The organism is Desulfosporosinus lacus DSM 15449 (assembly GCF_900129935.1).
GTDB classification, from domain to species: Bacteria; Bacillota; Desulfitobacteriia; order Desulfitobacteriales; family Desulfitobacteriaceae; genus Desulfosporosinus; species Desulfosporosinus lacus.
The window spans coordinates 59,572-85,429 of sequence record NZ_FQXJ01000007.1; the positions used below are offsets into that span (position 1 = coordinate 59,572).

Annotated in this window: 23 protein-coding genes and 2 riboswitches; of the genes, 19 read left to right on the top strand and 4 right to left on the bottom strand. The window is 43.2% G+C overall.

The features are described 5' to 3' along the window. The first annotated feature begins 15 nt into the window (after positions 1-15). Positions 16-2,175: a Tex family protein gene (locus tag BUB11_RS10940; protein WP_073029799.1), complete on the top strand. Its 2,160-nt coding sequence runs from the start codon at positions 16-18 to the stop codon at positions 2,173-2,175. Between the two features lie 177 nt (positions 2,176-2,352). Here BUB11_RS10940 and BUB11_RS10945 read toward each other — a convergent pair whose 3' ends face one another. Then, on the bottom strand, positions 2,353-4,086 hold the full coding sequence (locus BUB11_RS10945) for an L-lactate permease (RefSeq protein WP_084110266.1): 1,734 nt from the start codon (positions 4,084-4,086) through the stop codon (positions 2,353-2,355). A 707-nt stretch (positions 4,087-4,793) separates the two neighbouring features. On the opposite strand from BUB11_RS10945, the gene BUB11_RS10950 reads away from it, so the two are divergent. From BUB11_RS10950 to fdhF, 9 genes are all read left to right on the top strand, one after another. Continuing rightward, positions 4,794-5,942 carry an amidohydrolase gene (locus tag BUB11_RS10950; RefSeq protein WP_073030014.1) on the top strand — a complete coding sequence of 383 codons (1,149 nt, stop codon included), beginning with the start codon at positions 4,794-4,796 and terminating at the stop codon, positions 5,940-5,942. Between the two features lie 365 nt (positions 5,943-6,307). Continuing rightward, the gene (gene tsaE, locus BUB11_RS10955; RefSeq protein ID WP_073029801.1) at positions 6,308-6,781 is read left to right on the top strand and encodes a tRNA (adenosine(37)-N6)-threonylcarbamoyltransferase complex ATPase subunit type 1 TsaE; all 474 of its coding nucleotides are present in this window, start codon (positions 6,308-6,310) and stop codon (positions 6,779-6,781) included. Between the two features lie 13 nt (positions 6,782-6,794). Further along, positions 6,795-7,520 carry a tRNA (adenosine(37)-N6)-threonylcarbamoyltransferase complex dimerization subunit type 1 TsaB gene (gene tsaB / locus BUB11_RS10960; RefSeq protein ID WP_073029802.1) on the top strand — a complete coding sequence of 242 codons (726 nt, stop codon included), beginning with the start codon at positions 6,795-6,797 and terminating at the stop codon, positions 7,518-7,520. Next, positions 7,513-7,980 (top strand): ribosomal protein S18-alanine N-acetyltransferase, encoded by a 468-nt coding sequence (rimI, locus tag BUB11_RS10965; RefSeq protein ID WP_073029803.1) that lies wholly within the window; start codon positions 7,513-7,515, stop codon positions 7,978-7,980. The genes tsaB and rimI overlap by 8 nt, the downstream gene beginning before the upstream one ends. Further along, positions 7,980-9,005 (top strand): tRNA (adenosine(37)-N6)-threonylcarbamoyltransferase complex transferase subunit TsaD, encoded by a 1,026-nt coding sequence (gene tsaD, locus BUB11_RS10970; RefSeq protein WP_073030015.1) that lies wholly within the window; start codon positions 7,980-7,982, stop codon positions 9,003-9,005. The genes rimI and tsaD overlap by 1 nt, the downstream gene beginning before the upstream one ends. Positions 9,006-9,506: 501 nt before the next feature. Next, positions 9,507-10,106 carry a 5-formyltetrahydrofolate cyclo-ligase gene (locus tag BUB11_RS10975; protein ID WP_073029804.1) on the top strand — a complete coding sequence of 200 codons (600 nt, stop codon included), beginning with the start codon at positions 9,507-9,509 and terminating at the stop codon, positions 10,104-10,106. Positions 10,107-10,117: 11 nt separating this feature from the next. After that, entirely contained in the window at positions 10,118-10,600 is a 483-nt protein-coding gene (nuoE, locus tag BUB11_RS10980; RefSeq protein WP_073029805.1) for an NADH-quinone oxidoreductase subunit NuoE, read from the top strand. A gap of 12 nt (positions 10,601-10,612) precedes the next feature. Further along, a complete protein-coding gene (nuoF, locus tag BUB11_RS10985) occupies positions 10,613-12,409 on the top strand; it encodes an NADH-quinone oxidoreductase subunit NuoF (RefSeq protein WP_073029806.1) in 1,797 nt (598 codons plus the stop codon). Positions 12,410-12,463: 54 nt separating this feature from the next. Further along, complete coding sequence (gene fdhF, locus BUB11_RS26610; protein ID WP_084110251.1) at positions 12,464-15,142, top strand: formate dehydrogenase subunit alpha; 2,679 nt, start codon at positions 12,464-12,466, stop codon at positions 15,140-15,142. A gap of 53 nt (positions 15,143-15,195) precedes the next feature. On the opposite strand, the gene thiC is transcribed toward fdhF, so the two are convergent. Beyond that, on the bottom strand, positions 15,196-16,473 hold the full coding sequence (gene thiC / locus BUB11_RS11000; protein ID WP_073029809.1) for a phosphomethylpyrimidine synthase ThiC: 1,278 nt from the start codon (positions 16,471-16,473) through the stop codon (positions 15,196-15,198). A 217-nt stretch (positions 16,474-16,690) separates the two neighbouring features. Beyond that, positions 16,691-16,791: riboswitch (TPP riboswitch) on the bottom strand. A gap of 211 nt (positions 16,792-17,002) precedes the next feature. On the opposite strand from thiC, the gene BUB11_RS11005 reads away from it, so the two are divergent. Beyond that, the gene (locus BUB11_RS11005) at positions 17,003-17,239 is read left to right on the top strand and encodes a glutaredoxin family protein (protein ID WP_073029810.1); all 237 of its coding nucleotides are present in this window, start codon (positions 17,003-17,005) and stop codon (positions 17,237-17,239) included. A 13-nt stretch (positions 17,240-17,252) separates the two neighbouring features. Then, entirely contained in the window at positions 17,253-17,852 is a 600-nt protein-coding gene (mobA, locus tag BUB11_RS11010) for a molybdenum cofactor guanylyltransferase (protein WP_282433999.1), read from the top strand. Between the two features lie 27 nt (positions 17,853-17,879). Here mobA and fdhD read toward each other — a convergent pair whose 3' ends face one another. Further along, positions 17,880-18,665: a formate dehydrogenase accessory sulfurtransferase FdhD gene (gene fdhD, locus BUB11_RS11015; RefSeq protein WP_073029812.1), complete on the bottom strand. Its 786-nt coding sequence runs from the start codon at positions 18,663-18,665 to the stop codon at positions 17,880-17,882. Positions 18,666-18,813: 148 nt separating this feature from the next. Next, a riboswitch (molybdenum cofactor riboswitch) is annotated at positions 18,814-18,944 on the top strand. 74 nt (positions 18,945-19,018) lie between these two features. On the opposite strand from fdhD, the gene moaA reads away from it, so the two are divergent. Genes moaA through mog form a run of 4 tightly spaced genes read left to right on the top strand, consistent with a single transcriptional unit; the run spans position 19,019 to position 21,423 of the window. Next, positions 19,019-19,993, top strand: coding sequence for a GTP 3',8-cyclase MoaA (moaA, locus tag BUB11_RS11020; RefSeq protein ID WP_073029813.1), 975 nt, complete (start codon positions 19,019-19,021; stop codon positions 19,991-19,993). A 3-nt stretch (positions 19,994-19,996) separates the two neighbouring features. Further along, on the top strand, positions 19,997-20,464 hold the full coding sequence (gene moaC / locus BUB11_RS11025) for a cyclic pyranopterin monophosphate synthase MoaC (RefSeq protein WP_073029814.1): 468 nt from the start codon (positions 19,997-19,999) through the stop codon (positions 20,462-20,464). A 30-nt stretch (positions 20,465-20,494) separates the two neighbouring features. Next, positions 20,495-20,929: an MOSC domain-containing protein gene (locus tag BUB11_RS11030; RefSeq protein WP_073029815.1), complete on the top strand. Its 435-nt coding sequence runs from the start codon at positions 20,495-20,497 to the stop codon at positions 20,927-20,929. Beyond that, positions 20,929-21,423, top strand: coding sequence for a molybdopterin adenylyltransferase (gene mog / locus BUB11_RS11035; protein WP_073029816.1), 495 nt, complete (start codon positions 20,929-20,931; stop codon positions 21,421-21,423). Before BUB11_RS11030 ends, mog begins: the two co-directional genes overlap by 1 nt. 129 nt (positions 21,424-21,552) lie before the next feature. Here the strand turns inward: mog and BUB11_RS11040 are convergent, their stop codons facing one another. Beyond that, positions 21,553-22,500, bottom strand: a complete 948-nt coding sequence (locus BUB11_RS11040; protein ID WP_073029817.1) for a DMT family transporter — start codon at positions 22,498-22,500, stop codon at positions 21,553-21,555. Between the two features lie 194 nt (positions 22,501-22,694). Here BUB11_RS11040 and BUB11_RS11045 point away from each other — a divergent pair, with 194 nt between their 5' ends. The 3 genes from BUB11_RS11045 to groL all read left to right on the top strand — a co-directional run bounded on the left by BUB11_RS11045 (position 22,695) and on the right by groL (position 25,766). Continuing rightward, positions 22,695-23,519: an NYN domain-containing protein gene (locus tag BUB11_RS11045; RefSeq protein ID WP_073030016.1), complete on the top strand. Its 825-nt coding sequence runs from the start codon at positions 22,695-22,697 to the stop codon at positions 23,517-23,519. 280 nt (positions 23,520-23,799) lie between these two features. Continuing rightward, the gene (gene groES / locus BUB11_RS11050; RefSeq protein WP_073029818.1) at positions 23,800-24,084 is read left to right on the top strand and encodes a co-chaperone GroES; all 285 of its coding nucleotides are present in this window, start codon (positions 23,800-23,802) and stop codon (positions 24,082-24,084) included. Positions 24,085-24,119: 35 nt separating this feature from the next. Then, complete coding sequence (groL, locus tag BUB11_RS11055) at positions 24,120-25,766, top strand: chaperonin GroEL (RefSeq protein ID WP_073029819.1); 1,647 nt, start codon at positions 24,120-24,122, stop codon at positions 25,764-25,766. Positions 25,767-25,858 lie beyond the last annotated feature (92 nt).

Here is a 25,858-nt window from a genome sequence, read left to right on the forward strand (position 1 = left end):
GGGAGGAAGTTATCATTGGATTTCAATCTTGTCATTGCTAAGGAACTTGATCTGAAGATAAATCAAGTCAAAGAAGCTGTCAGCTTATTGGATGGGGGAAATACGATTCCTTTTATTGCCCGTTACCGTAAAGAGGCAACAGGTGAGCTTGATGAAAATGTGTTGCGTGATATCGTTGACCGTTTAGACTATTTACGACGCTTGGAACAGCGTAAAACGGAAGTGCTGCGCCTTATTGACGAGCAGGGGAAGCTAACAGAAGAACTGTCGACTCAAATTACTGGTGCGACGGTGCTTCAAGATGTCGAAGATCTCTATCGACCTTATAAGCAGAAGCGCCGTACACGGGCTACAATTGCCAAAGAGAAGGGCCTTGAACCTTTGGCGGAGTGGCTGTTAGTTCAATATACCAGAGGAGATCCTCAAGCAGAAGCTGAAAAGTACTTGAATGAGGAGTTAGAGGTTAATTCTGCCGAGGAAGCTTTAGCTGGAGCGATGGATATTATAGCAGAAACCATTGCAGATGATGCTGCCTTGCGTAAAAGGATAAGGGAAGAAACCTTCAGAGTCGGGGATGTGGTAGCTGTTGCTGTAGCGAAAAAAGCCGAAGAGCGCTCTTCTTTTGAAATGTATTATGATTATCGGGAGCCTGTTCGAAAGATCCCTCCTCATCGGATTTTAGCTTTGAACCGTGGAGAAAAAGAAGAGTTTTTATCTGTCAAAATTGAAGCTCCGCTTGAAACGATACATAGAATTATTGAAATGCGGTATGTCAAAACAGGACCATGTGCTTCTCTGGTCCAAAAAGCTGCCCTTGATTCATATAAGCGATTGATTGACTCTTCAATTGAGCGGGAAATGAGAGCTGAACTTTCTGCTCAAGCAGAAGAACAAGCAATAAAAGTTTTTGCTGCCAATCTGCGTCAGCTTTTACTGCAACCTCCCGTGCGCGGAAAAATGGTTTTAGGACTTGATCCTGGGTTTCGGACAGGGTGTAAGTGGGCGGTTGTGGATGAGACGGGAAAGTTACATCAAGTAGGTGTAATATATCCGCATACGGGAAAGGGCAAGCGTGAAGAGGCAAAAGCAATTTTGCGGAAGGCTATTCAAGAGCATGATGCCAATATAATTGCGATTGGGAATGGTACAGCTTCAAGGGAAACAGAAGAGGTTGTGGCAGAAATGATTCAGGAGGATGGGATTTCCGTTGAATTCACCTTGGTGAGTGAAGCAGGAGCATCTGTGTATTCTGCTTCGAAGTTGGCTGGAGAAGAGTTTCCAGACTTTGATCTTTCCTTACGGAGTGCAGTATCCATTGCCAGACGTCTGCAAGATCCCTTAGCTGAATTGGTAAAGATTGAACCGAAAGCGGTTGGAGTAGGGCAATATCAGCATGATGTCCAACCTAAACGTTTGGAGGAATCCCTGCACGGGGTCGTAGAATCTTGTGTTAATGTCGTAGGTGTTGATTTAAATACTGCCTCAGCGTCTCTGCTGCAATACGTGGCCGGGTTAAAGCCAGCGGTTGCTAAAAATATAGTTGCTTGGCGAGATGAAAATGGGAAATTTAGCCGGCGCGATCAACTTAAGAAAATTCCTCGACTTGGAGCCCAAACGTATATTCAGTGTGCTGGATTTATTCGTCTGCCGGATGGGGTTAATCCTTTGGAAAATACACCTGTTCATCCGGAATCTTATCAGTTGGCTGAAGACATCTTGAAAAGTATCGGGCATACCCCAGGGGATTTGAGAGATCGTCTCACTGAAGTCCGAAAGAAACTTTCTGTTTTAGATCCTAAAGAGCTTGCTGAAGAGTTCGGAGCGGGAGTTCCGACTGTTCGTGATATCTTAGATGCCTTACAAAGACCCGGCAGAGATCCCCGGGAGGATTTGCCGCGACCGTTACTGAGGAGAGATGTCACTCATATGGAAGATCTTAATGAAGGGATGATTTTAGAGGGGACCGTGCGAAATGTCGTAGATTTTGGAGCGTTTGTAGATATCGGTGTTAAGCATGATGGTCTCGTTCATATTTCCCAGTTGAGTGATAAATTCATTAAACACCCCATGGAAGCGGTTGCAGTGGGTGATATTGTCAAAGTTCGCGTGATCGGGCTTGATAAAGCGAGAGAACGAGTGAGCCTATCCATGCGTGATCTTACAATTAGTAATTAGGTCTATAATCTTGAACCATAAAACGAGCATGGGGTCACAACTTGCTTAAACGGGCGAATTTTCTTTATATTTTCTATTTAACATAAGAACAGAGAGTGAACTCGTTTAAATAAAGATGAACAAATTAAAAGGGCTGACCTAATTTTAAGATTAGGTCAGCCCTTTCTTTAATTGCGACTATTTCATAGTAGGGACCATCCAAGGGAAGACATACGCTTGCAGCCAGACTAAGACACCCATCATCATAGCCAACACAACGCTGTGCCAGAATACCTTCCGGAAGATAACCCCAATATTTCTGACTCCTTCATCAGCATCAGCATAACAAGCGGCTGTCGCGACTGTAATACTCTGAGCATCAATCATTTTACCCATAACTCCACCAGTACTGTTAGCAGTAACCATTAAGAGTGGGTCAAGATGCAACTGTTGAGCAGTTACAAGCTGAAGATTTCCAAACAGAGAGTTTGAAGCGGTATCACTACCTGTAAGGAAAACTCCCAACCATCCAATCATAACTGCAAAGAAGGGGTAGAATGTACCAGTTTTAGCGAAGGCTAAAGCCATGACAACATCAGTTCCAGCATATTTTGTCATGTAACTTAAACCAATAACCAAAGAGATAACGGAAAGGGGTATTTTCAGACGAACTATTGTAGTAACGAGAATCTCTTTCCACTGAGCAGCAGTAACTTTTAAGAAAAGAATCCCTGTAATGAAGGCCGCGATCAGAATCCCCGTTCCTGCCATGGTAATAAGATTGAAGCTAAACACTGCTGCTTCACCGGTTTTAGCTACAGCCTCTGCAGTTACAGGAGCTGTTTTGAAAACTAAACCATGCAGAAAAGGGACATTAAAACTAGGATTGAAGAGAGAGTTCAGGTAAGCCTTGATACTTGGAACTCCCCACATAGCTACAAAGATAGCCAAGAAAACCCAAGGCATCCAAGCTTGTAAGAGAACTGGAAGAGGATGTTTTGGAATAGCTTTTGGTTTACCTGGATCTCTGCCCTCTAATTTGGCATAAGCCATTTCATTGGTAATAATATTCTTGGGTTTCCAGATTTTCAAGAAGATAGAGGTAACAATAATACTCATAATTCCTGCTCCGATGTCGACGAGCATTGTCATATGAGCTTCAGCCATTAGGAACTGGGTGACAGCAAAGGATGCGCCTGTTACGAAGATGGCTGGCCATACTTCAAAGATTTCCTTCAATTTCCCTTTTTCCATCACGGTTAAAGTTGCCACCAACCAAAAGGGGATGAGGATAGAGAAGAACGGTAATTGTCTACCCGCCATTTGCGTGATCAAACCATCAGAAATACCTGTGACTTTTGCAAGGGTCAGAACCGGTGTCCCAATTGCTCCCCATGCTACAGGTGCTGTATTAGCGATTAAGCAAACTACAGCGGCTGTTAATGGTCGGAAACCTAGACCGACCATGATAGCGCCTGCCACGGCTACTGGAGTACCAAAACCAGATGCTCCTTCGATAAAGGCCCCGAAACTAAACGAAACGAGTAGGGCTTGCAAGCGGCGATCCGCAGTGATTCCGGCAATCGAGTCCTTAACAATCTCGAATTTACCTGTAACAACAGTCATTGTGTATAAGAAAATTGCACCGAAGACAATCCAACCAATTGGAAATAAACCGCTTATGACTCCATAACCAAAAGCTGCCGCAGCATAAGTTGCAGGCATTTTCATAACAAAAATACATATCAGAAAAGTTACACCTACAGCAATAGCTGCTGCATAAGGAGCATAAATACCTAGTACCTTTTCACCATTTTTTGCTTTATGGGGGTGAAGGGCTAAAAAATAAAGCAAAGTTAAGATAGGCACTGCAGCTAAGAAGACAGAAAACCAAAAGCTACCTGTTGGATTATAATTTTGTAAATACAAAATGGTAGGCCTCCTTCCAAAAATAGGGCACCTAAATGAATTTATAAGACCACGACATAGAACACAATTAAAGATTCCAAGCATCCCCCCTTTAGAGATTTTCGCGATTCTTAAGAATATTTACACAATTGTTTTAAATGCCGTTCTTGTTTTATTAACTTTATCGGCTTCTATCAATGTTGTTTCATTATTTAGTGATTTTTAACTAAACTCATGTTGTTTCATTATCACCTCCTTAAACTTTTCTTAAGTGGCTACCAGTTCTATCCACTAATCTACCTATTTACTTAGTGAATAAATTAATAATAATGCATATTGAAAAATAATTCAATATATTATGCCAAAAAAAACATTTCACAAGATTAAGTTTCTGTTAATAGTGAAAAATTACACTATTAACCCCTCGTTTGCTTTAAAGAATTACCTTACTTTTTAATGTAGCTTATTCGACAACCTTGGAATTATACTCCCATGTGATACGGGGAGATTATCAAATATTATCCTTTCAAGGGAGTGAACTCCTGCAATCTTGTGCAGTGATAATGACAAATGTGTTATAATCATTAAATGAGCGTATTGACATTTCAATAGGAATAGGTCTTTAGAGCTTGTTTTTAGAGGGAAACCCTATACATAAAACTCAAACTGGAGGCTAAAAGGTGAATAGAGGATTAAAGAAGCTTTTAATAAAGAACGGTCAGATTAAAACAATGGCTGGACGTGAATTTTTGGGGAATATCTTGATCGAGGGGACAAAAATAACAGCACTTACAGAAACAATGGATGCAGACGTACCAATCGATGTTGAAGTGATTGATGCCTTAGGTTGCTTCGTGTTGCCGGGATTTATTGATGCCCATTGTCATGTGGGAATTGGAGAAGAGATCTATCGGTGGGAAGGGGAAGACTTTAATGAAATGACAGACCCTGTGACTCCAGACATGCGGGCGATTGATGGAATTAACCCGGAAGATGAAGGCTTTCGCGATGCTCGTTTAGGAGGAGTGACAGCAGTATTTACTGTGCCTGGGAGTGCCAATGTGATTGGAGGAACAGGGCTAGTCATGAAAACAGCTGGTAAAATCGTTGATAAAATGATTGTTCGTGATCCTGCTGGTTTGAAAATTGCTTTTGGGGAAAATCCTAAAATGGTTTACGGTGAACAAAAGAAAATGCCCATGACTCGGATGGGAACGGCAGCACTACTTCGTCAGTCTTTAGTAGATGCTCAGACGTATAAGGATAAATTAGAACAAGGTAAATCGGATCCCGATAAACTTCCAGAGCGAGATTTGGGTTTAGAGGTCCTTGTAAAGGTGATCAATCGTGAAATTCCTCTTCGTGCTCATGCTCATCGTGCAGACGACATTATAACTGCAATCCGAATTGCCCGCGAATTTGACGCAGACTTAGTCATTGAGCATTGCACGGAGGGGCACAAAATTGCAGAGGAACTTGCAGAACTGGGGTATCCGGCTGTGGTAGGCCCTTTGCTAACCAACCGTGCAAAAGTTGAGCTTAAGGATAAATCCTTTAAAACGCCCGGAATTTTAGCTAATGCAGGGGTAAAGGTTGCGATTATGACTGATCATTCTGTCACACCAATTGAACAACTTCCGCTTTGTGCGGCTTTAGCGTGTAAAGCAGGGATGAACAGAGAGGATGCTTTGCGAGCCATTACCATCAATCCGGCAGAAATCTTAGGTGTGTCCGACCGCATAGGGTCTCTTGAGGTTGGAAAAGATGCAGATATTGTTATTTGGTCAGAACATCCGTTTACAATCACGGCTTGCCCGCTCTACGTAATTATTGACGGGAAGATTGTAAAACCCGAATCTAAAGAAGACGGAGTGAACTGAAGAGGGTTAAATCTTCTTTAGGACTCCCATTCTCTGCTGGAATCGCCAACGCAGTAATCTGGAATTTATCCAACCTCGGCTATATTTCATCGGTGAGACTTGGGGAGTGATAATGAGGTGTTATCTTCGCGCTCTATCGCAAGTGCAAGTTTTTTCTTTCTAATTATAGTTATATGAATGCAAAACTGTTTGTTTGTCAAAAGGCACGGATTCTTAACCTGATAACGGTCGTGTAAGATTTGAAGTGTTTTTATGGGAGAGGAGTTCGCCTAAGTTTAAGCCGCAGGAAACTTTGATCATTTTGGAGTTTGGGGAACGAATGTCTTTGGATACAATAATAGTTATTGTATCAGGAGGAATAGAAAATGGACTGTAGAGTTACGAGTTTAACGGTTGATCAAACCCATGAGTTGGGAAAAAAACTAAGTGAGTGTTTGCTTGGTGGAGACGTCGTTGCGCTGACGGGGGATTTAGGTGCCGGGAAAACGGCCTTTGCCCAAGGAATTGGCAAGGGGTTAGGTGTTGTCGGCCCTATGACCAGCCCGACCTTCACTTTGATACATGAATATGAAAGCCATATAAAAGGTACTAAGATCCGTTTAATTCACATGGATCTTTATCGATTGCGACGCCCGGAAGAGGCAGAAGTCATTGGGATTGAAGATGCGTTCGTGGAAGATGCGATTTGTTTAATTGAATGGCCAGAAATTGCAGAAGATTATTTGCCGGATGACTGTTTAAATGTTGAGATTCATGGAAGTGGAGAAATGCCCCGCGAGATTATCTTTCATGCTAAAGACTCCAGTTGGGAGCAACGTTTAGAGTTTCTCTTCAAATAATAGGAGGATGCAGATGAAATACTTAACGATAGATACAACCACAAAAGTTACAGCTGTGGCTTTAGGAGAAGATAGAAGACTAGTTGGCGAGGGTTTTTTAAATACCACAAAGACCCATTCGGAGCGTATCATTCCTATGCTGGATCAACTGCTCACAGCTGCAGACTGGACACTTCAGGAATTAGATATGATCGGCGTAGTGCGTGGGCCAGGTTCGTTCACCGGTATTCGGATTGGAATCGCTACAGCACAGGGATTGGCACAGGTTCTGAAGCTCCCGCTGATTGCCGTAGTGTCTTTGGATGCCTTGGCTTGGGCTGGTAAGGGAAGAGTGGAAGATATTGTTCCCATTTTAGATGCACGCAAGAATGAATGGTATACGGCGCGTTATAACTGGACGCGAGGAGCAGAAAAGGCGGATTGTTTAACTCCACCACAGGCCATGCCTATAGGTAAATGGTTGGAATATCTAAAGGGATTAGACCGTTCCATTTGTTTCGTTGGAGATGCAGTGGAGAAAGCTAAGGGGCGTATAGAGGAAGTACTGGGCGAGCGAGCGGTGATTTTACCGGAGTACATAAGTTTACCTCGTGGTGCCTATGCTGTAAGCGCAGTATGGCAACGATGGCAAGAAACGGGCGAAGGAGAACAGGTTGAGCCGTATTACATCCGTTTTTCTGAGGCGGAGGTTAATTGGGCGAAGAAAGAGGAAGCGCGGAGGAGCGAGGGACATGAGTAACAGTATTATACGTCCCATGCTTATGGATGATCTCGAGGCAATTATGGAGATTGAGATTGCCTCTTTTTCTACGCCCTGGTCCTTGCAGGCCTTTAAAGCGGAACTAAAAGATAATGAGTATGCACGTTATGTTTGCTTGGAGTTGGATGATAAGGTAATTGGTTACATGGGATTGTGGTTCATTTTGGATGAAGGTCATATTACAAACGTGGCTATTGCTCCAAACTATCGAGGAAAACATTGGGGAGAATTTCTAATGCGTTCCGTTATGGAGAAAATGATGCAGGAAGGTATGGAACGGATGACACTTGAAGTTCGGGAATCGAATAGCCCTGCACAGTCTTTATATAGTCGATTAGGTTTTGCCACAGCGGGGATTCGCAAAGGTTATTACGCCGATACTGGAGAAGATGCACTGATAATGTGGGCTGATTTGGGAATGGAAGTGAATAAGATATGATGGAGAGTCAAAAGAGCAATGTTGTAATTTTGGGGATAGAAACAAGCTGTGACGAGACTTCTGCAGCCGTTTTGTTGAACGGAAGGGATTTGCGAAGTCATGTCATATCTTCGCAAATAACCACACATCAGAAGTATGGAGGGGTTGTGCCGGAAATTGCCTCGCGTGAACACAGCTTGCATTTTCAGCCAGTTGTGCAACAAGCTTTGAATGAAGCAAAGCTGACTTTTAGAGATTTATCGGCGATTGCGGTAACCTATGGCCCAGGTCTGGTCGGATCCCTATTGGTCGGGGTTTCAGGAGCTAAAGCAATGGCATATGCGGCTGGAGTTCCGCTGATTGGCATTAATCACCTGGAAGCGCACATCTATGCAAACTTTTTAGAGCATCAGGATTTAAAATTTCCGCTTCTAGCCTTGTTAGTATCAGGAGGACACACTCATCTCATTTTATTTGAAGCCCACGGGCAATATACGGTTTTGGGGCACACGCGGGATGATGCGGCTGGAGAAGCACTGGATAAAGTGGCTAGAACCTTAGGATTGGGTTATCCAGGAGGTCCTCAGATTCAAAGAATTGCTCAAGAGGGGGATGCGCAAGCATTTAATTTCCCTCGCGCAATGTTAGAGCCGGGCAGTTTGGATTTCAGTTTCAGCGGTATGAAATCTGCTGTTTTAAATACCTTAAATTCTGCCCGCATGCGGGGAGAGACACTCAGTGTTCCAGATATTGCAGCTTCTTTCCAGCAAGCAGTGGTGGATGTTCTGGTTCGAAAAGCTTTGCTGGCTATCAAGGAAACTAGAGTCAAGACGTTGCTTTTGGCAGGGGGTGTTGCGGCCAATAGGTTGTTGCGTGAAACTCTGGACCATAAGTTGGCTGAGAAAGGTGTTTGTTTGGTTTATCCTTCGCCCATTTTCTGTACGGACAATGGGGCCATGATTGCAACAGCAGGGTATTATCATTATTTGAAAGGGGATTTTGCCCCTTGGACCCTTAACGCGGTCCCGGGACTGGGACTTGTGTGAGACAATGTGCGATCTTTACGACGCAAACGAACTATCGTTCAAGCTTCTACATCAGGAGTTTGAACGATAGTTTGCTATTTTTTGTTGCGTAAAAACGTCGCACTTATGTCACCCTGCGCTAGGCGGGGCTGAGGAGCAGGTAATGAATCATATGTTCTGTGGATAAGGTGGACCTGTGGACAATGTGGATAAGTCTGTAGATAAGTCATAATAGCGGTTTTAGAGCTTTGCCTAAAAAATGATGGTTTGGGATAGCATTATCCACAGGACCTGTGGATAATGTGGATAACCTATGGACAAGCCGAAATAGTTAGATTCCATAAGTGGATAACTTTGTGGGTTGAAATGATGTTTCATTTGTGTAAATAATATGAATATGGGAGACGATATGTTTGCATATTGAGAATATTATCAAAATTTTTCATTAAAGTGGAAGGATTTCGATAATATTAATCGAATTAATTTAAAGGCACGAGATTTTACCGAAAGGGAAGCTCTACGATGAATGAGGAAAAAATGAACTTGAAGGCCGAAGTACGCAAATCGTGTTTAACTCAGCGAGCTGTTTTGGGCGAGAAAGAGAGAAGGACCAAAAGTTTAATTATTCAGCAGAAACTTCGAGATTTACCGGACTTCCAAAAGGCTCATACAGTGATGTTATTTCTTAACTTTCGCGATGAAGTGGAAACGACGGACTTAGCGGAGGCGACAATAGCGTGTAACAAAAAGCTGATATTACCTCGTTGTGCACCTAAAGGCATACTTCTTCCACTTGAAGTCAGCAATCTGGCATTAGATCTTGAGCCAGGAGCTTGGGGAATCCGTGAACCCAAACTGACGAAAGATGAAGTAAATCCTTTAGAGATTGATTTAGTTGTTGTGCCTGGGGCGGGTTTTGATCTGCAAGGAAATCGTTTAGGGTATGGGGGAGGCTTCTATGATCGCTTTTTTATGCGGCTAAAGCCCTCAACGCCTAGAGTTGCGATTGCTTTCGAATGCCAAATTATTGGACAAGTACCAATTGATGAACACGATGCCAAAATGACTAAATTAATCACGGAGAAAACGGTCTATGATTTTGAAACGATAGGAATTCAATAGGGGGGATTTTTTTGAGCACTGCGTGTGAGGAGTTAGTAGATCCTAAGCAAATAAAGTTGGATGAAATTATTGACAAGCATAAACATAGCAATGGGCCTCTTATCCCGATTTTACAAGGAGCCCAAGAAGTGTATGGGTATTTACCGGCCCATGTAATTAAACACATCAGTAAAGCAACTCGTATTCCAGTAGCAAGAATTTATGGCGTGGTAACGTTTTACGCTCAGTTCCGTCTAACACCAGTGGGACGGAATTTAATCAATATCTGTTTGGGAACAGCTTGCCATGTTCGCGGTGGCGCCAAAGTCGTTGAAGCGATCGAGAAAGAATTAAAGATTACAGATGGAGCTACGACCGAAGATGGTCGCTTTACCTTGGAAGTTGTAGCATGTATTGGGGCGTGTGGTCTGGCACCGGTGATATCTATCAATAATGAGGTTCATGGACGATTATCACCGGACAAAATCGCCGGGATATTGGCCAAATACGAGTAGGAGGATAAAGGGATGGCTGAGAACCAACGGATTTTAGTTTGTGCAGGGACAGGATGTGCCTCTTCTGGAGCACTTCCGATCATTGATGTTTTAAATAATGAGATCAAACGGCAAGGTCTTGAAAAGACTGTAAGCGTCGTTGGGACAGGATGTCAAGGGTTTTGTGAAAAAGGACCGACGCTTGTTATAGAACCGCAGCAGATCTTGTATACCCGGGTTACAGAGGAAGATGTTGCAGAAATTATTGAGCAAGAGTTTATCAAAGGGGAACGTGTCGAACGACTTCTGCTTGTCGATCAAGCAACCCAAAAACCAGTTAGTTCAATGGGCGATATAAGGTTTTTTGCAAAGCAACATCGAATTGTTCTTCATAATTGTGGGGTTATTGATCCTAAGAAGATTGAGGAATACACGGCACGGGATGGATATAAAGGCATTGTAAAGGCCCTTAAAGGGATGTCACCTGAAGAGGTTATGGAAGAAGTTAAGAAATCTGGACTTCGGGGGCGCGGCGGCGCTGGCTTCCCAACGGGGTTAAAGTGGGGTTTCTGCCGTCAAACGCCCAGTGACAAAAAATATATTATTTGTAACGCTGACGAAGGAGATCCAGGAGCATTCATGGATCGCAGTGTGCTGGAGGGAGATCCGCATTCTGTCATTGAGGGAATGCTCATCGGTGCTTATGCCATTGGGGCAGACGAAGGATACGTCTACTGCCGTGCAGAATATCCTTTAGCTATTAAGCACTTGGGAATTGCGATCAAGCAAGCAGAGGAAGCAGGTTACCTAGGAGATAACATTCTAGGCTCAGGCTTTAATTTTCATCTAAAGATATTTGAAGGTGCTGGGGCCTTTGTGTGCGGAGAGGAAACCGCTTTAATGGCATCTATCGAAGGGAAACGTGGAATGCCAAGAGTACGCCCGCCCTTTCCTGCCGTTAGTGGACTATGGGGAAAACCAACCAATATCAATAACGTAGAAACTTGGTCCAATATACCGCATATTTTGCGCAATGGAGCAGAATGGTATGGCCAATTTGGGACGGAAAAAAGTAAAGGCACGAAGATTTTTGCTTTAACCGGTAAAGTCAACAATACAGGTTTAGTAGAAGTCCCTATGGGCACAACACTTAGAGAGATCATCTTTGATATTGGAGATGGCATTCAGGGAGGCAAGAAATTTAAAGCAGTACAAATTGGAGGGCCCTCTGGTGGTTGTTTGCCTGAGGACATGCTCGATCTTGCTGTTGATTATGATACTTTAACACAAGCTGGGGCAATGGTTGGCTCTGGTGGACTTGTTATTATGGATGAGACCACTTGTATGGTGGATATTGCCCGTTATTTCTTGAACTTTTCCAAGAAAGAATCCTGTGGGAAATGTACTCCCTGTCGAGAAGGAACCACGCGGATGTACGAGATCCTAGATAGAATTACCAAGGGAGAAGGAAAAGAGGAAGATCTCGATACCTTGGAAAATCTGGCCATAACTATTAAAGAAACCTCCCTTTGCGGCCTAGGGCAATTTGCACCAAGTCCTATTCTTGCAACGCTTAAATACTTTAGGCATGAGTATGAGGCTCATATTCATGACCATAAGTGTCCTGCGCATAACTGTACAGCTTTGTTGAGTTATTCCATTGATGTGGAGAAATGCAAAATGTGCAGTCTCTGTGCTAAGAACTGTCCGACGAATTGTATTTCAGGGGATAAGAAGACCAATACTCCCTATGTTATAGATGAAGAAAAATGCATTAAATGCGGAACCTGTATAGAGAAATGTAAGTTTGGTGCGGTTACTCGTGCCTAGTTAGGTCAATGAAACTACCCATATGGATGGACAAACTGAGAGGAGTGAAACACTTTGGAGTGGCTTACATTAACAATTGATGGACGTGAAGTCAGCGTTCCTAAGGGAACGACCGTACTTGATGCCTGTCGCATGAATAATATTCCAATTCCTACCTTGTGTCATGCACCGGAGCTCACCTCTGCTGGTGCCTGCCGTTTGTGTGTTGTTCAAATCGAAGGAATGCGCAATCTGCCACCTTCTTGCGTAACACAAGCAACCCAGGGCATGAAAGTAGAGACTCAAAATCCTAAAGTCCGCAATGCACGCAAAGTAATCTTGGAGCTGTTAGTAGCCAATCATCCCTTAGACTGCATGACTTGCCAGAAGATGGGGGATTGTTCTTTAGCAGAGTATGCTTATGACTATGGTGTAACCGGTGAAGTTTATCAAGGGGAGAAACGCAATCTTCCGATCGATAGTGGAAACCCTTTTATTTTAAGGGATCAGAATAAATGTATTCTGTGTGGAAAATGTATCAAAGCGTGTTCTGAAATTCAGGGAAAAAGCATTCTCGATTTCTCGCATCGTGGATTTGATACCCAAGTGGGTCCGGCCTTTAATTTACCCTATAATGAGTCCGATTGTGATTTCTGCGGTTCATGTGTCTCGGTCTGTCCGGTAGGGGCCTTGGTAGAGAAGCAAATGGTCGGTAAAGGACGTCCTTGGGAAGTATCGAAAGTCCAAACTACATGCCCATTCTGTGGCGTTGGATGTAACTTTGACCTGAATGTTAAAGATGGAAAAGTGATTGGGGTGACCTCCAATCCGGATGCCCCTGTTAATGGCAAAGCTCTTTGTGTCAAAGGTCGCTTTGGAATGGACATGATTTACAGTGATAATCGTGTCACAACTCCTCTGATCAGGAAAGATGGAGTACTAGTACCAGCAGAATGGGATGAGGCCTTAGATTTAATCGCCACGAAGTTAGGCGAGATTAAGAAGACCTATGGTCCTAACTCTATTGCTGCTTTGAGTTCTGCCCATTGCACTAACGAGGAAAATTATCTTATGCAAAAATTCATGCGCGCGGTAATCGGTACGAATAATATCGATCACTGCGCCAGGACTTGACACGCTCCCACTGTGGCCGGTCTGGCCACCTCATTTGGATCCGGAGCGATGACCAACTCCATTAATGAAATTCCAAACACCAAAGTAATGTTTGTAATTGGTTCAAACGCAACTGAGGCTCATCCAGTCATTGGAACGAAAATGAAGCAAGCGCTGGCTAAAGGTGCAAAATTAATTGTGGCCGATCCTCGGCGCATTGATCTTGCTGACCATTCAGATGTTTGGTTAAGACTTCGTCCGGGCACTGATATAGCTCTAATCAACGGGATTATGAACATTATTCTTGCGAACGGATGGGAAGATCGAGAGTTCATTGAAGAACGAACAGAAGGCTTTGAAAAAGTTCGTGAAGCCGTGCAAAAATATACACCCGAAGTAGTAAGTAAAGTAACGGGAGTTCCCGTGGAGAATCTCGTAGAGGCAGCTAAAATCTATGCTACTGCAGAACGAGCTCAAATCTTCTATACTTTAGGAATTACAGAGCACACCTGTGGTACAGATAACGTCATGAGCTTGGCGAACCTGGCCATGTTAACCGGTAATATCGGTAAAGAAAGTTCGGGAGTTAACCCAATGCGTGGACAAAACAATGTTCAGGGTGCCTGCGACATGGGTGCACTGCCTGACGTTTATCCCGGCTACCAAAAGGTCGCGAATCCAGAAGTACAGGCGAAATTCGAAGCCGCTTGGGGAGTTCCCTTAGACCCCAATCCAGGCTTTATGATTCCAGACATGTTTGAAGCAGCGGTTAGTAAAGATTTACGGGCTTTGTATGTCTTAGGAGAAGATCCAGTCATTACCGATGCTGATGCGAACCATGTGCGCAAAGGTCTGCAGGCCCTTGATTTCCTTGTAGTCCAAGAAATCTTTTTGTCCGAAACAGCTAAGTTGGCAGATGTTGTCTTACCTGGAGCTAGTTATGCTGAAAAGACAGGCACATTCTCGAACACTGAGCGGCGAGTGCAAATGGTTAATCAAGCAATTAAACCAATCGGCAATGCTAAGACAGATGGGGAGATCATTTGTGAATTAGCGACTCGTATGGGTTATCCCTTCGAATATCAATCTTCGGAAGAAGTTATGCAAGAGATTGCGAAGCTTACCCCACAATTTGCAGGGATCACCCATGAGCGCTTGGGCACACAAGGTTTGCAATGGCCGGTACCGCATGCTGAACATCCCGGGACGAAGTTCTTGCATGAGGGGAAATTCACCCGAGGCAAAGGACAGTTCGTGGCGATAGAGAATCAGTTGCCTGCTGAATTACCGGATGAGGATTATCCACTCTTACTCAGTACCGGACGAAAACTTTCCCATTACAATGTTTTCACACAACACTCTCCATCTCTGGAAATCCATTCTCCGGAAGAGTTGGCTGAAATTAACCCTTTGGACGCCAAACAACTCGGACTCGAAGACGGTGAACAAGTCAAAGTAGCTTCCCGTCGTGGCGAGCTGAAAACTAAAATTATGATTACGGAACGGGTGCCCGTGGGTATGGTCTTTATGACCCTTCACTATTTTGATTCACCGACTAACGTCTTGACCAATGGAGCCTATGATAAAGTCACCAAAACCTACGAGTATAAAGTGTGTGGCGTAAAGATTTCAAAAGTTTAATTAGTAGAAAAGGCCTTCCCAACGAGGAAGGCCTTTTTTTATCGCTAATTTATCTATTTGTCCATAATTCGGTTCATGAGACGCATTGAACACATTTCCCCACACATAGTGCAGCTATCCTGATGCTCGGGGGAGGACTCTTTACGATAGCGTTCGGGTTTTCCGCGATCCAGGGCTAGACCAAACATTGCTTCCCAATTTAAATCTTGTCTGGCTTGACTCATTTTTCTGTCCCATTCAGCCGCTCCGGGTATCCCTTTGGCGATATCCCCGGCATGTGCTGCGAGCTTGACTGCAACGATCCCTTCGCGCACGTCGTCCAGAGTGGGTAAACGAAGGTGTTCAGCCGGCGTCACATAGCAGAGGAAATCTGCTCCTGCTGAGGCGGCTAAAGCCCCACCGATGGCACTGGTGATGTGATCGTAACCAGGAGCAATGTCGGTGACTAATGGCCCCAAAATATAAAAAGGTGCACCGTGGCAAAGTTTTTTCGCCAACTGAACGTTAGTCACAACCTCGTGCAAGGGAACATGGCCAGGTCCTTCGATCATGACTTGAACGTTGCGTCTCCAAGCCCTTTGAGTCAATTCTCCCATTACAATTAATTCGGAAATTTGAGCTCCGTCTGTGGCATCGGCGATGCTTCCGGGCCGGCAAGCATCTCCCAAACTTATTGTGACATCATATTTTGTACAGATATCCAGAAGATCATCAAAGTACTCATAAAAAGGGTTTTCCTGCCCGGTCAATTCCATCCAGGCATATAGTAAAGACCCTCCCCGTGAAACGATGTTGGTAACTCGAGAAGTCTGACGAAAATGCTGGGCAGTCTCCTTATTGATGCCAGCGTGGATGGTAACAAAATCAACCCCGTCTCGAGCGTGCTGTTCAACCACGGCTAAAAATTCCTGGGGTGTGATGTCTTCTAATTTCTTATCTAAATAACCCAATGCGTCATACATAGGGACGGAGCCGATCATAGCTGGAGACATTTCGATGAGCCGGTGGCGAAATTCGATAGTTTTACCGTAATTGCTGAGGTCCATTATTGCTTCCGCTTTCATATCCAAAGCCATGCGAACTTTTGCCAGCTCACTTTCAAGGTTGGCACACTCCGGAGAGATGCCTAAATTAACATTAATTTTCGTCTTTAGCCCAAGACCAACGCCCTCCGGACTCAAAGATGTGTGATTATGGTTAGCGGGGATAACAATGCTGCCCGCCGTCACCCGAAGCCTAATTTCTTCAGAGGAAAGCCCCTCTTTATCTGCGACAGTGCGCATTTCCGTGGTGATTACTCCATTTTTAGCTCGTTCCATTTGTGTACTCATCTAATCACACTCTTTCTTAAATTTACTAATGGCTATGTTTTGAATGATATGTCTTTGAGCAACTGCAATACTGTATTTACAGGGTAACAGAACAGACTGTACTCCTTTCATCAGTTCTAAATACGTTTTTGCAGGGGATCTGTCTTAGTACCATTGGCAGAGGGGAAAATAAAAAAGTGAGAACTGCGGTAAGCAGTTCTCACTAATACTTCTAAATAAGTATAACGATTAGCTTCCCTCCGCTGGTATTAACCAGATCAGGTTCAAAGGGATTGAGTTTCCTCATCTCAGCCCCGAAGGGCACCCCTAGCAAAAAAGATATATTAAATTGTGAGTAACACCACTGGCAGGAATTACTCCTTGAGCCATTATATTACTAAAAGGATACAGGTGTAAATATAATAATATACAATTTCTTGAATTTCTCTCTCGGGAGAGTGGAGAGATTAATCCGCGTGACATAAAACTTTGAATATGGTACATTGAATGCAGATTTGTCGGCTTTAAATAAGTTGAGGAGTGAGAGTTTTTGAATCAAGAAGTAATTATGTATACCTTGCCCCTTTGCCCATACTGTGCACGCGCTAAGCGGTTTCTTTCAGGCAGAGGGATTTTGTTTATAGAAAAGAACATCCTATTACCTAAGCATCTAAAGGAGTTAAGAAATACGACGAAGGCGATCGGAGTTCCCGTAACTATTGTGGGGGAACGGATTCTGACTCGGTTCTCGTCCACTGAATACGAGGAGGTCTTTAGAAATTACTAAGCCACTGCAGGACTTGGGAAAACAACTTCCAAAATTAAATGCGACCGGAATTTTATTAGCGGGTGGAAAAAGCTCACGAATGAAAAAAGATAAGGCCTTTCTCGAAATGGATGGACAACCTCTGGTGGAACGGAGTTTAGAGGTTTTGCAAACCATATTTTCTGAGGTGATCATCAGCAGCAACAAACCTGAACTTTTTGAACGGTATGAAGTACCCATAATTAGGGATGAGCTTCTTGATCGAGGCCCTATAGAAGGGCTTTATCAGGGTTTGAAAACAGCGGCCTATGATAATGTTTTCTTTGTTGCCTGTGATATGCCGTTTTTAAAAACGGACCTTATTCGTTTTTTGGCAAAGTGGATTCCGGAGTATGATATCGTCGTTCCAAAAACTCACTCCGGCCTTCATCCTTTGCATGCCTTTTATCATCGCCGTTGCCTTCCCACAATAAAAAATAGTCTTGAGGCTGGTCGCCTCAAGATTATCGATCTCTTTCTGGTTTGTTCAGTAAAGTATGTGGAGGAAACGGAATTGGAGAGTTTTTCGGATTTAGCGAAGGTCTTCTATAACGTTAATACACCGGAAGATTGGACTGCTATCCGCAAACGATAATCAAGAACTTCAAACTGTCCTTAGTGGTCAGAGGATGATTCGTTCCGGACAGGTATAAATGTTTAACCGTTGTTCTCTGGCAAACCCAACTACAGTGATATTTAAAGCAGTCGCTTGAGAAAGGGCCATATCTGTTGGTGCCCCACGGGCGATGAGTATGGGTACTTTCATTTTGGCTACTTTAAGCAGGATTTCCGAGGAGACTCGACCACTGAAAAAAATCACATGGTTTTCGAGATTTAACTTAGTGCGAAAGGCTTCACCGCCGAGCTTATCAAAAACATTGTGCCTGCCAATATCATAACTTGTCAGGATTACATTCCCTTTATAACCAACTCCCCCGCTGTGTACCCCACCGGTCTCCTGAAAGAGTGGGAGATAAGATTGCAGAAACTTAGCATAATCATAGGCTTCTTGAAGTAAAATGCTATAGGTTGATGTAAGGGGTTTGACCATTAGAGCGTCATTGGCAAAACAAAAAGAAGCTCGGCTTTTACCGCAACAAGCGGAAACAAATCGTTTGCTCATGAGTTCTTTTTGTAAGACGCAGGGTTTACCTTCGACCCAAATCATATGGTCCGAGGGATCTTGGCGAATTTCGTATACGTCCTCTGGAACTCGAATGAACCCTTCATTGAATAAAAATCCAAGTGTAAGTTCCTCAGTTTGAGAAGGCGAGCACAATAGCGTAGCAATCTCCTCGCGGTTGTAGTGTACGGTTAGAGGAACCTCTCGGACTACTGTGTCTTCCACCCATTCTAGTGATGTCCCCTTAGCTTTAAGAATGGAATGGGCAATAGTTTGGTTTGGCATTGTTACCTCCTTGGACCTTACCTTTCTTATAGTGTACAATATTTTTGGAAAAACCTGAATCTTTTTTTTATAAAAAGGTAAATGTATATGTATTAATAAAAGGAATTCTCAAACTTATCGCGAATTATCTTCTAATAAGGTTAAAATTGAATAGTACGTGCTCCGAAGCTGGATTACCTAAAGCAGAGGCTATGGTGACCAGACTAGTGTCTTAAGACACTCGGGTATTACGGGAAACTGTGATATCTCCTGCTGGAAAGGAGTCTGTCGACAGGTGGAATATATTCCCCGGTTGTTTACAGACCGCGGGTTTTTTTGTGTTTCCAAATTTAATCTAAGAAAGAGGAGTCGCAATGCAAGATCAATTTCTTAGGCGAATTGACTATCTCAGAATTTCAGTCACTGATCGTTGTAATCTACGCTGTAAATATTGTATGCCGGTTGAAGGAATAGAGTGGATGCCCCATGACTTCATTCTTTCTTTCGAAGAAATACTAAGGTTGATGAAGATAAGTACTCAATTAGGTTTTAGGCGCTTTCGCATCACGGGGGGAGAACCTTTAGTTCGCAAAGATATCTTAGATTTTCTGCGTGAGGCGGCTCAACTTCCGGGGGTCGAGGATCTTATGCTTACAACTAATGGAATGTTACTTTCGGAAATGGCCTTTGATTTAAAAGCTGCGGGAGTACAGCGCGTTAATATCAGCTTGGATACTATGGATCGAACTCGTTTCTTCGAGAATACTCGGGGGGGTGATGCCTCGAAAGTGATACAAGGGATCTTTCGTTCTCTTGAGGCCGGATTAAATCCAGTTAAAATTAATGTCGTAGTTGTACGCGGGTTTAATACGGAAGAGTTGCCCAGCTTTCTAAAGCTGGCTAAGCAATATCCGCTCCATGTCCGATTTATTGAGCTCATGCCAATTGGCGTTAGTTCAGAGCATCGTAATGAATTTGTCTCAATTAAGGAAATGAAAGAACTTTTAGGCCTGAATGAAGATGACCTTCCAACCAAAGACATTCCCGGTGGAGGCCCGGCAGAGTATTTCCGGCCAAGTGGTTATAAGGGAAGTATCGGCTTTATTAGTGCCCTGAGTCGCCATTTTTGCGATACTTGTAATCGTGTGCGCTTAACAGCGGACGGTAAGCTAAGACCGTGTTTGCATAGCAAACATGAAGTTGATTTGCGTGAGGTCCTGCGGTCGGGCAGTTCAGACCAGGATATTCTGAATGTATTTGCTCAGGCAGTTTGGCATAAACCCGCAGAGCATCATATGAATAACGAAGCGTGGCAAGATACACGTGTAATGTCTCAGATTGGAGGGTAAGCAGTGGATTTAACACATTTTGATGAAGAAGGACGCGCTCGAATGGTAGATGTCAGTGACAAGGCTGAAACGGCGCGAGTTGCCGTTGCCCAGGGAAAAATACTGATGATGCCAGAAACCTTGGAAAGAATTCGCTCAGGTCTTATTGCCAAAGGAGATGTTTTGGCAGTGGCCCAAGTCGCAGGAATCATGGCGGCAAAGCAGACTTCACAGTTGATCCCTATGTGCCATCCCTTAGCAATAACCGGTGCCAAACTAAGCTTCAAATTGGTAGAACCCGGTGAGATAGACATCGAAGCTATCGTGAAAGTCCAGGGCAAAACTGGTGTGGAAATGGAAGCACTGACAGCGGTTAGTGTCGCTGCCTTGACCATCTACGATATGTGCAAAGCAATTGATAAGACTATGACGATTCGGGATATTTATCTAGTTGAAAAGTTGGGCGGGAAAAGTGGACATTTCGTACGTTAAATAATCTGGTATGAAAGAGAGGGCTTTATAATGGGGAAAATTATTGCGGTTTGTACAAGTGAGCGGAAAGGAATGCGCAAAAAGAATGTGGGTGAAGGAGTCTTAAGAGTCAACTTTGGCCTTGAAGGAGATGCCCATGGTGGAGATTGGCATCGTATGGTTAGCTTGCTTGCGATGGAAAGTATTAAGACGATGCAGGATAAAGGGTTGAAGGTAGGCCCAGGAGATTTTGCAGAGAATTTAACAACAGAAGGAATAGAATTGTTTACTTTGCCGATGGGAACAAAGCTAAAAATTGGTGCAACTAGTTTAGGGGAAGTTACCCAGATTGGCAAGGAGTGCCATACGAAATGCGCGATCTTCTATCAGGCTGGGGATTGTGTCATGCCAAAAGAAGGGATCTTTATTCGATTACTGGAAGGCGGAGCAGTTCGAGTTGGAGATAGTATTGAGGTGATTAGTTAATGCTTCGTGTGGGAGTAATTACTGCAAGTGACAAGGGGTCGCGTGGAGAAAGAGAAGATCTGTCAGGGCCTGCCTTGGCCAAACTTGTTCAAGAGATCGGCGGGGAGGTAGTGGAGTACGTAGTGCTCCCAGACGACCAAGCGACACTAGAAAAAACGATGTGTCTTTGGGCAGATGAGCTTAGCTTGGATTTGATCTTGACTACGGGGGGGACCGGATTTTCAATGCGGGATGTGACCCCAGAAGCAACGTTAGCTGTAGCAGATCGTATGGTCCCGGGTATAGCTGAGGTGATGCGTATGGAGAGCCTTAAAGTAACGCCAAAGGCTATGTTAAGCAGAGCAATTGCAGTCCTTAGAAAGCGGACATTGATTATTAATATGCCGGGCAGTCCTAAAGCGGTACGCGAGTGTTTCGCTGCAATTGCCCCTGCAATTCCTCATGGAATTCAAATTCTCAAAGGGGAAGCCAATGAATGTGCATCAACAGTTTAGCAACTTTAATCAGTCGTTAATTCGGAGTGATTTTATAACATAAACTATAATAATTCAAAAGTTGATTTAGTTGTAGCTCAAAAGGGATTGGCGATGTGCCAATCCCTTTTGAGTTATGGATACTAATTGCTATACTTTTGCAACTTTTGTCGTTGATTCTATCCCTTCTCGGTTTTCAGCAATCTGAATATAAATCACAACTCCAAGGATAATACACATTCCTGCCATATTGCTAAAATTCAGGGTTTGATTAAATACGAAATACCCTAAAATACTTGCCATAACTGGGTCAAGTGAATAGAAAATTTGCATATAGCTGGGCTCAATATATTTTAAGCCTTTTATATAGAAAGAATAACAGCCGATTTGAGGAATCAAGCCAAAACCTAAGATGACTAATAAGGCGTATCCATGGGTTTTACTGCTTATCTGAACGATTGAACTTACCACAGTCACAGGGGAAGTAGAAAATGATAGAATTATTACAGCGAATAAAGCAATATACATCAGAACGGCATTTTCATCCACTCCCTCTTCTAATAAGTATTTCTCTAGAGTCATCATTATTGACCAACTCAAGATAGTCATTAAAATCCAGAATAATCCGTAGTAGTTGAGGTGAAATCCTTGACTAAAAACATCCAGAACTAAACAAACTCCAAAGACAGTGATGATTGCAGCTCCAATTTTCCTTGTAGTAATCCTATGTTTAAAGACAATTCTTGAAATAATCATAATAACAAATACGTTACAGAAAATTAGAGTAGAGACAATTCCTACCGGGAAATAGCTTACAGATTTAACGAACGAAGTATTTGAGATCGCGGAGGTCATTCCTCCCAATAATATAAATACCAACAGCTTCGGTTTGATTTTGAAACCCGGTTTATTAGTAATAAGCAGCATGGTTGAAAAAAATATTAAGTTATAGGCCGGAGCTAAAATCGCAATGCTTTGTGCCCCCAGACCAAGGTCACTTAACAAAGTGCAGAAGGTACCATTAGTACCCCAAAAAATGCCCGAAAACATCGCATAGAAAAGTCCTAATCTTTTATTGCTTAAATAATTGGTTCTCAAACTTTTTCCTCCTGAACTTTATGCTAAAAATAGGACCTGAACTTCTTTGTAGTTCGTTACAGTCAGTAAATAGTCCTGTATTCCGAAATAATTATCTGCAATACTTGCATAAAGAGCCTGTAACGGCGGCTTGTCACGTCTGTCCATCTTATCACGTAGAATATAGAAGATTAGGGGGCTGTGAGGTGATCAATTTGAAAGCCATAGCATTTGTCGATTATGAGAATATTTGGACCAGTTTATTAGACCGAGGGTATGAATTATCGCCAGAACAGTTAGTTCGGTTTCTACAACTATATGCAGAGCGTAATAATATCTCTTTATTGGCTGTCTATCTCTATGCTAACTTTGACCGCGAGGAATTTTGGAGAACCCAAACAACCTTTGAGAAAACTAATGTTTTTACACGTCATGTCTATGGAAAGAATAACTATTCGAGCACAGAACTTCGGCGAAATGCGGCAGACCTAGAATTAATGCTCGAAGCTCAAGAAATATTGCTGACAAGAGCATCTACTTTTGATATGTATTTATTGCTAACAGGTGATGGAGACTTTCTTTCATTATTAAGAAAAGTACGAGCCTGGGGGAAAGACGTAAAGGTGATTGGGATAGCTGGAAGTGTTCATCATGCTTTGCAACCTTTTTGTGAGGAAGATGATCTTTTGCAGTGGATTCTCCTGGAAAAACATGATACGGAGTATCATCCAGAGCAGGATTTGGAACAAGGAATTCAGGTCCTTGGAACACTCCAGGTACGTTTGCCCTATGTCGCATCCACTAAGGCTAGAGCGGCATTGACAGAACTTCTGGGACGTTCGATCTCACAAGTAAAAGAGTTTATTCGGTATACTTTGAAAGAAGATATTTTGACAGAGAAAGAGCATCCCGATCTAAACTTGAAGATTGGTAAGACAAAAATATACCTTCTTAATCTAAAAAATCCTAAGGTTCAGAAGGCATTGGGGAGCCTATATGAGGAAGTATCCCAGCGGCAATTAAAATTAACTTTAGAGTAAAATTATGCATAGAAGGGTCTAAATCTGGCAATTATAGTGGTTAGACGATATGGAGATGCGCAGGGGGAGAGGGGTTAAGCAAATTTAAAATATCTAGAGCGTGAAACAAGAAGCAATTGGATGATTTTCAAAGTAAATAACGTTTAAACCCAAATTTTTGGGGATTTAGGGGGGTTGCTTTCCCGCAGCCCCTTGCATATTATTATAGATATATTGTTAGCACTCAATAGAGTCGAGTGCTAACAAATATTAAATAAAAACATAGGAGGGACTTTTCTTCATGAACATTAAACCTCTCGCAGATCGGGTAATCATTAAAGCACTCCCGATGGAAGAAAAAACAAAGAGCGGTATTATTATGCCAGATACTGCTAAGGAAAAACCACAAGAAGGCGAAGTAGTCGCTGTAGGACCTGGTAAAATGGAAAAAGGTCAACGCATTGCTTTAGATGTTAAAGCCGGTGATCGTGTAATTTATTCCAAATATGCAGGAACCGAAGTTAAGTATGATGGTGAGGAATACTTAATTCTGAAAGAAACCGATATTTTAGCCATTATTGGCTAGTACTATAAGAATTATTTTTAAGGAGTGAATATACGTTGGCTAAACAAATTATTTTCAACCAAGACGCACGTCACGCTTTAGAACGCGGTGTCAATGCCCTCGCTGAAGCTGTTCGCGTTACCCTGGGACCTAAGGGTCGTAATGTAGTTCTCGATAAGAAATTTGGATCTCCTCTAATCACGAACGACGGAGTTACGATCGCTCGTGATATCGAATTAGAAGATCCATTTGAAAATATGGGAGCTCAACTGGTTAAAGAAGTTGCTACCAAAACTAACGATGTAGCTGGAGACGGTACGACAACTGCTACTGTTTTAGCACAAGCAATTATTCGCGAAGGGCTTAAGAATGTCGCAGCGGGTGCCAATCCTATGGGCATCAAACGTGGAATTGAGCAAGCTGTGGAAGTTGTAGTTGCAGACATTAAAGCAAATGCCAAACTTGTTGAAACTAGTGAAGCTATTGCTCAAGTCGCATCAATTTCTGCTAGCGATAAGAACATCGGTGATCTGATTGCACAAGCTATGGAAAAAGTCGGCAAAGATGGCGTCATAACAGTTGAGGAAGCCAAAGGTATGACCACCGAACTTGAAGTGGTTGAAGGAATGCAATTTGACCGCGGCTATATTTCCGCTTATATGATCACGGATACAGAAAAAATGGAAGCTGTACTTAATGATCCTTATATCCTAATTACCGACAAGAAGATTAGTGCGATTCAGGACGTTTTACCGGTATTAGAGAAAGTTGTACAAGCTGGTCGTCAACTGATGATTATTGCTGAAGACATCGACGGAGAAGCTCTTGCTACTCTCGTAGTCAATAAACTTCGCGGAACCTTTGTCTGCGTTGGAGTTAAAGCTCCTGGCTTTGGTGATCGTCGCAAAGCTATGCTCGAAGATATTGCGGTACTTACAGGTGGAACAGTAATTACCGAAGATCTAGGACTTAAGCTGGAAAACACCACAGTTGAAATGCTCGGACGTGCTCGCCAAGTTCGTGTAACAAAAGAGGAAACCACTCTGGTTGAAGGGTCTGGTAACTCTGAAGACATTAAAAAGCGGGTTGAAGCCCTCAAACGTCAGATTGATGAAACCACTTCTGACTTTGATCGTGAAAAACTCCAAGAGCGTTTGGCAAAATTAGCAGGTGGGGTTGCAGTTATCCAGGTAGGTGCAGCAACCGAAACTGAAATGAAGGAGAAGAAACTCCGCATTGAAGATGCTTTAGCTGCTACTCGTGCTGCTGTTGAAGAGGGTATCGTCTCTGGTGGAGGCACAACTCTCATTGATGCTATCCAAGCTTTAGATTCACTTAAATTAACGGGTGACGAGGCAACAGGTGTAAATATTATTCGCCGTGCTCTCGAAGAGCCACTTCGTCAAATCGCTAACAATGCTGGGCATGAAGGCTCCGTTGTGGTTGGCAAAGTTCGTGAATCCGGCAAACGAGGAATTGGCTTCAATGCGGTAACTGAAATCTATGAAGATATGATTGCTGCTGGTATTGTTGATCCAGCTAAAGTTACGCGTTCGGCTCTGCAAAATGCAGGCTCTATCGCTGCTATGCTTCTTACCACGGAATGCTTAGTTTCTGACCAGCCTTCAAAAGATGGCGGAGCAGGCGCTATGGCTGGCATGGGCGGAATGGGCGGCATGGGTGGAATGGGCGGCATGATGTAAAAAGAGCCTGAAAGTCTTGTGGACCAAGGGTTACAGGACCCAAAGGCTGGCGGTCATACCACTTTTTTGCTATAACTTATAAAAAATTTTTA

Bases quoted from the DNA above. Each gene is read 5' to 3' on its own strand.
- BUB11_RS10950 (WP_073030014.1), top strand. From the start codon at position 4,794: ATGGCTGGACGTGAATTTTTGGGGAATATCTTGATCGAGGGGACAAAA.
- tsaE (WP_073029801.1), top strand. From the start codon at position 6,308: ATGGACTGTAGAGTTACGAGTTTAACGGTTGATCAAACCCATGAGTTG.
- tsaB (WP_073029802.1), top strand. From the start codon at position 6,795: ATGAAATACTTAACGATAGATACAACCACAAAAGTTACAGCTGTGGCT.
- rimI (WP_073029803.1), top strand. From the start codon at position 7,513: ATGAGTAACAGTATTATACGTCCCATGCTTATGGATGATCTCGAGGCA.
- tsaD (WP_073030015.1), top strand. From the start codon at position 7,980: ATGGAGAGTCAAAAGAGCAATGTTGTAATTTTGGGGATAGAAACAAGC.
- BUB11_RS10975 (WP_073029804.1), top strand. From the start codon at position 9,507: ATGAATGAGGAAAAAATGAACTTGAAGGCCGAAGTACGCAAATCGTGT.
- nuoF (WP_073029806.1), top strand. From the start codon at position 10,613: ATGGCTGAGAACCAACGGATTTTAGTTTGTGCAGGGACAGGATGTGCC.
- thiC (WP_073029809.1), bottom strand. From the start codon at position 16,473: ATGAGTACACAAATGGAACGAGCTAAAAATGGAGTAATCACCACGGAA.
- fdhD (WP_073029812.1), bottom strand. From the start codon at position 18,665: ATGCCAAACCAAACTATTGCCCATTCCATTCTTAAAGCTAAGGGGACA.
- moaA (WP_073029813.1), top strand. From the start codon at position 19,019: ATGCAAGATCAATTTCTTAGGCGAATTGACTATCTCAGAATTTCAGTC.
- BUB11_RS11030 (WP_073029815.1), top strand. From the start codon at position 20,495: ATGGGGAAAATTATTGCGGTTTGTACAAGTGAGCGGAAAGGAATGCGC.
- mog (WP_073029816.1), top strand. From the start codon at position 20,929: ATGCTTCGTGTGGGAGTAATTACTGCAAGTGACAAGGGGTCGCGTGGA.
- groES (WP_073029818.1), top strand. From the start codon at position 23,800: ATGAACATTAAACCTCTCGCAGATCGGGTAATCATTAAAGCACTCCCG.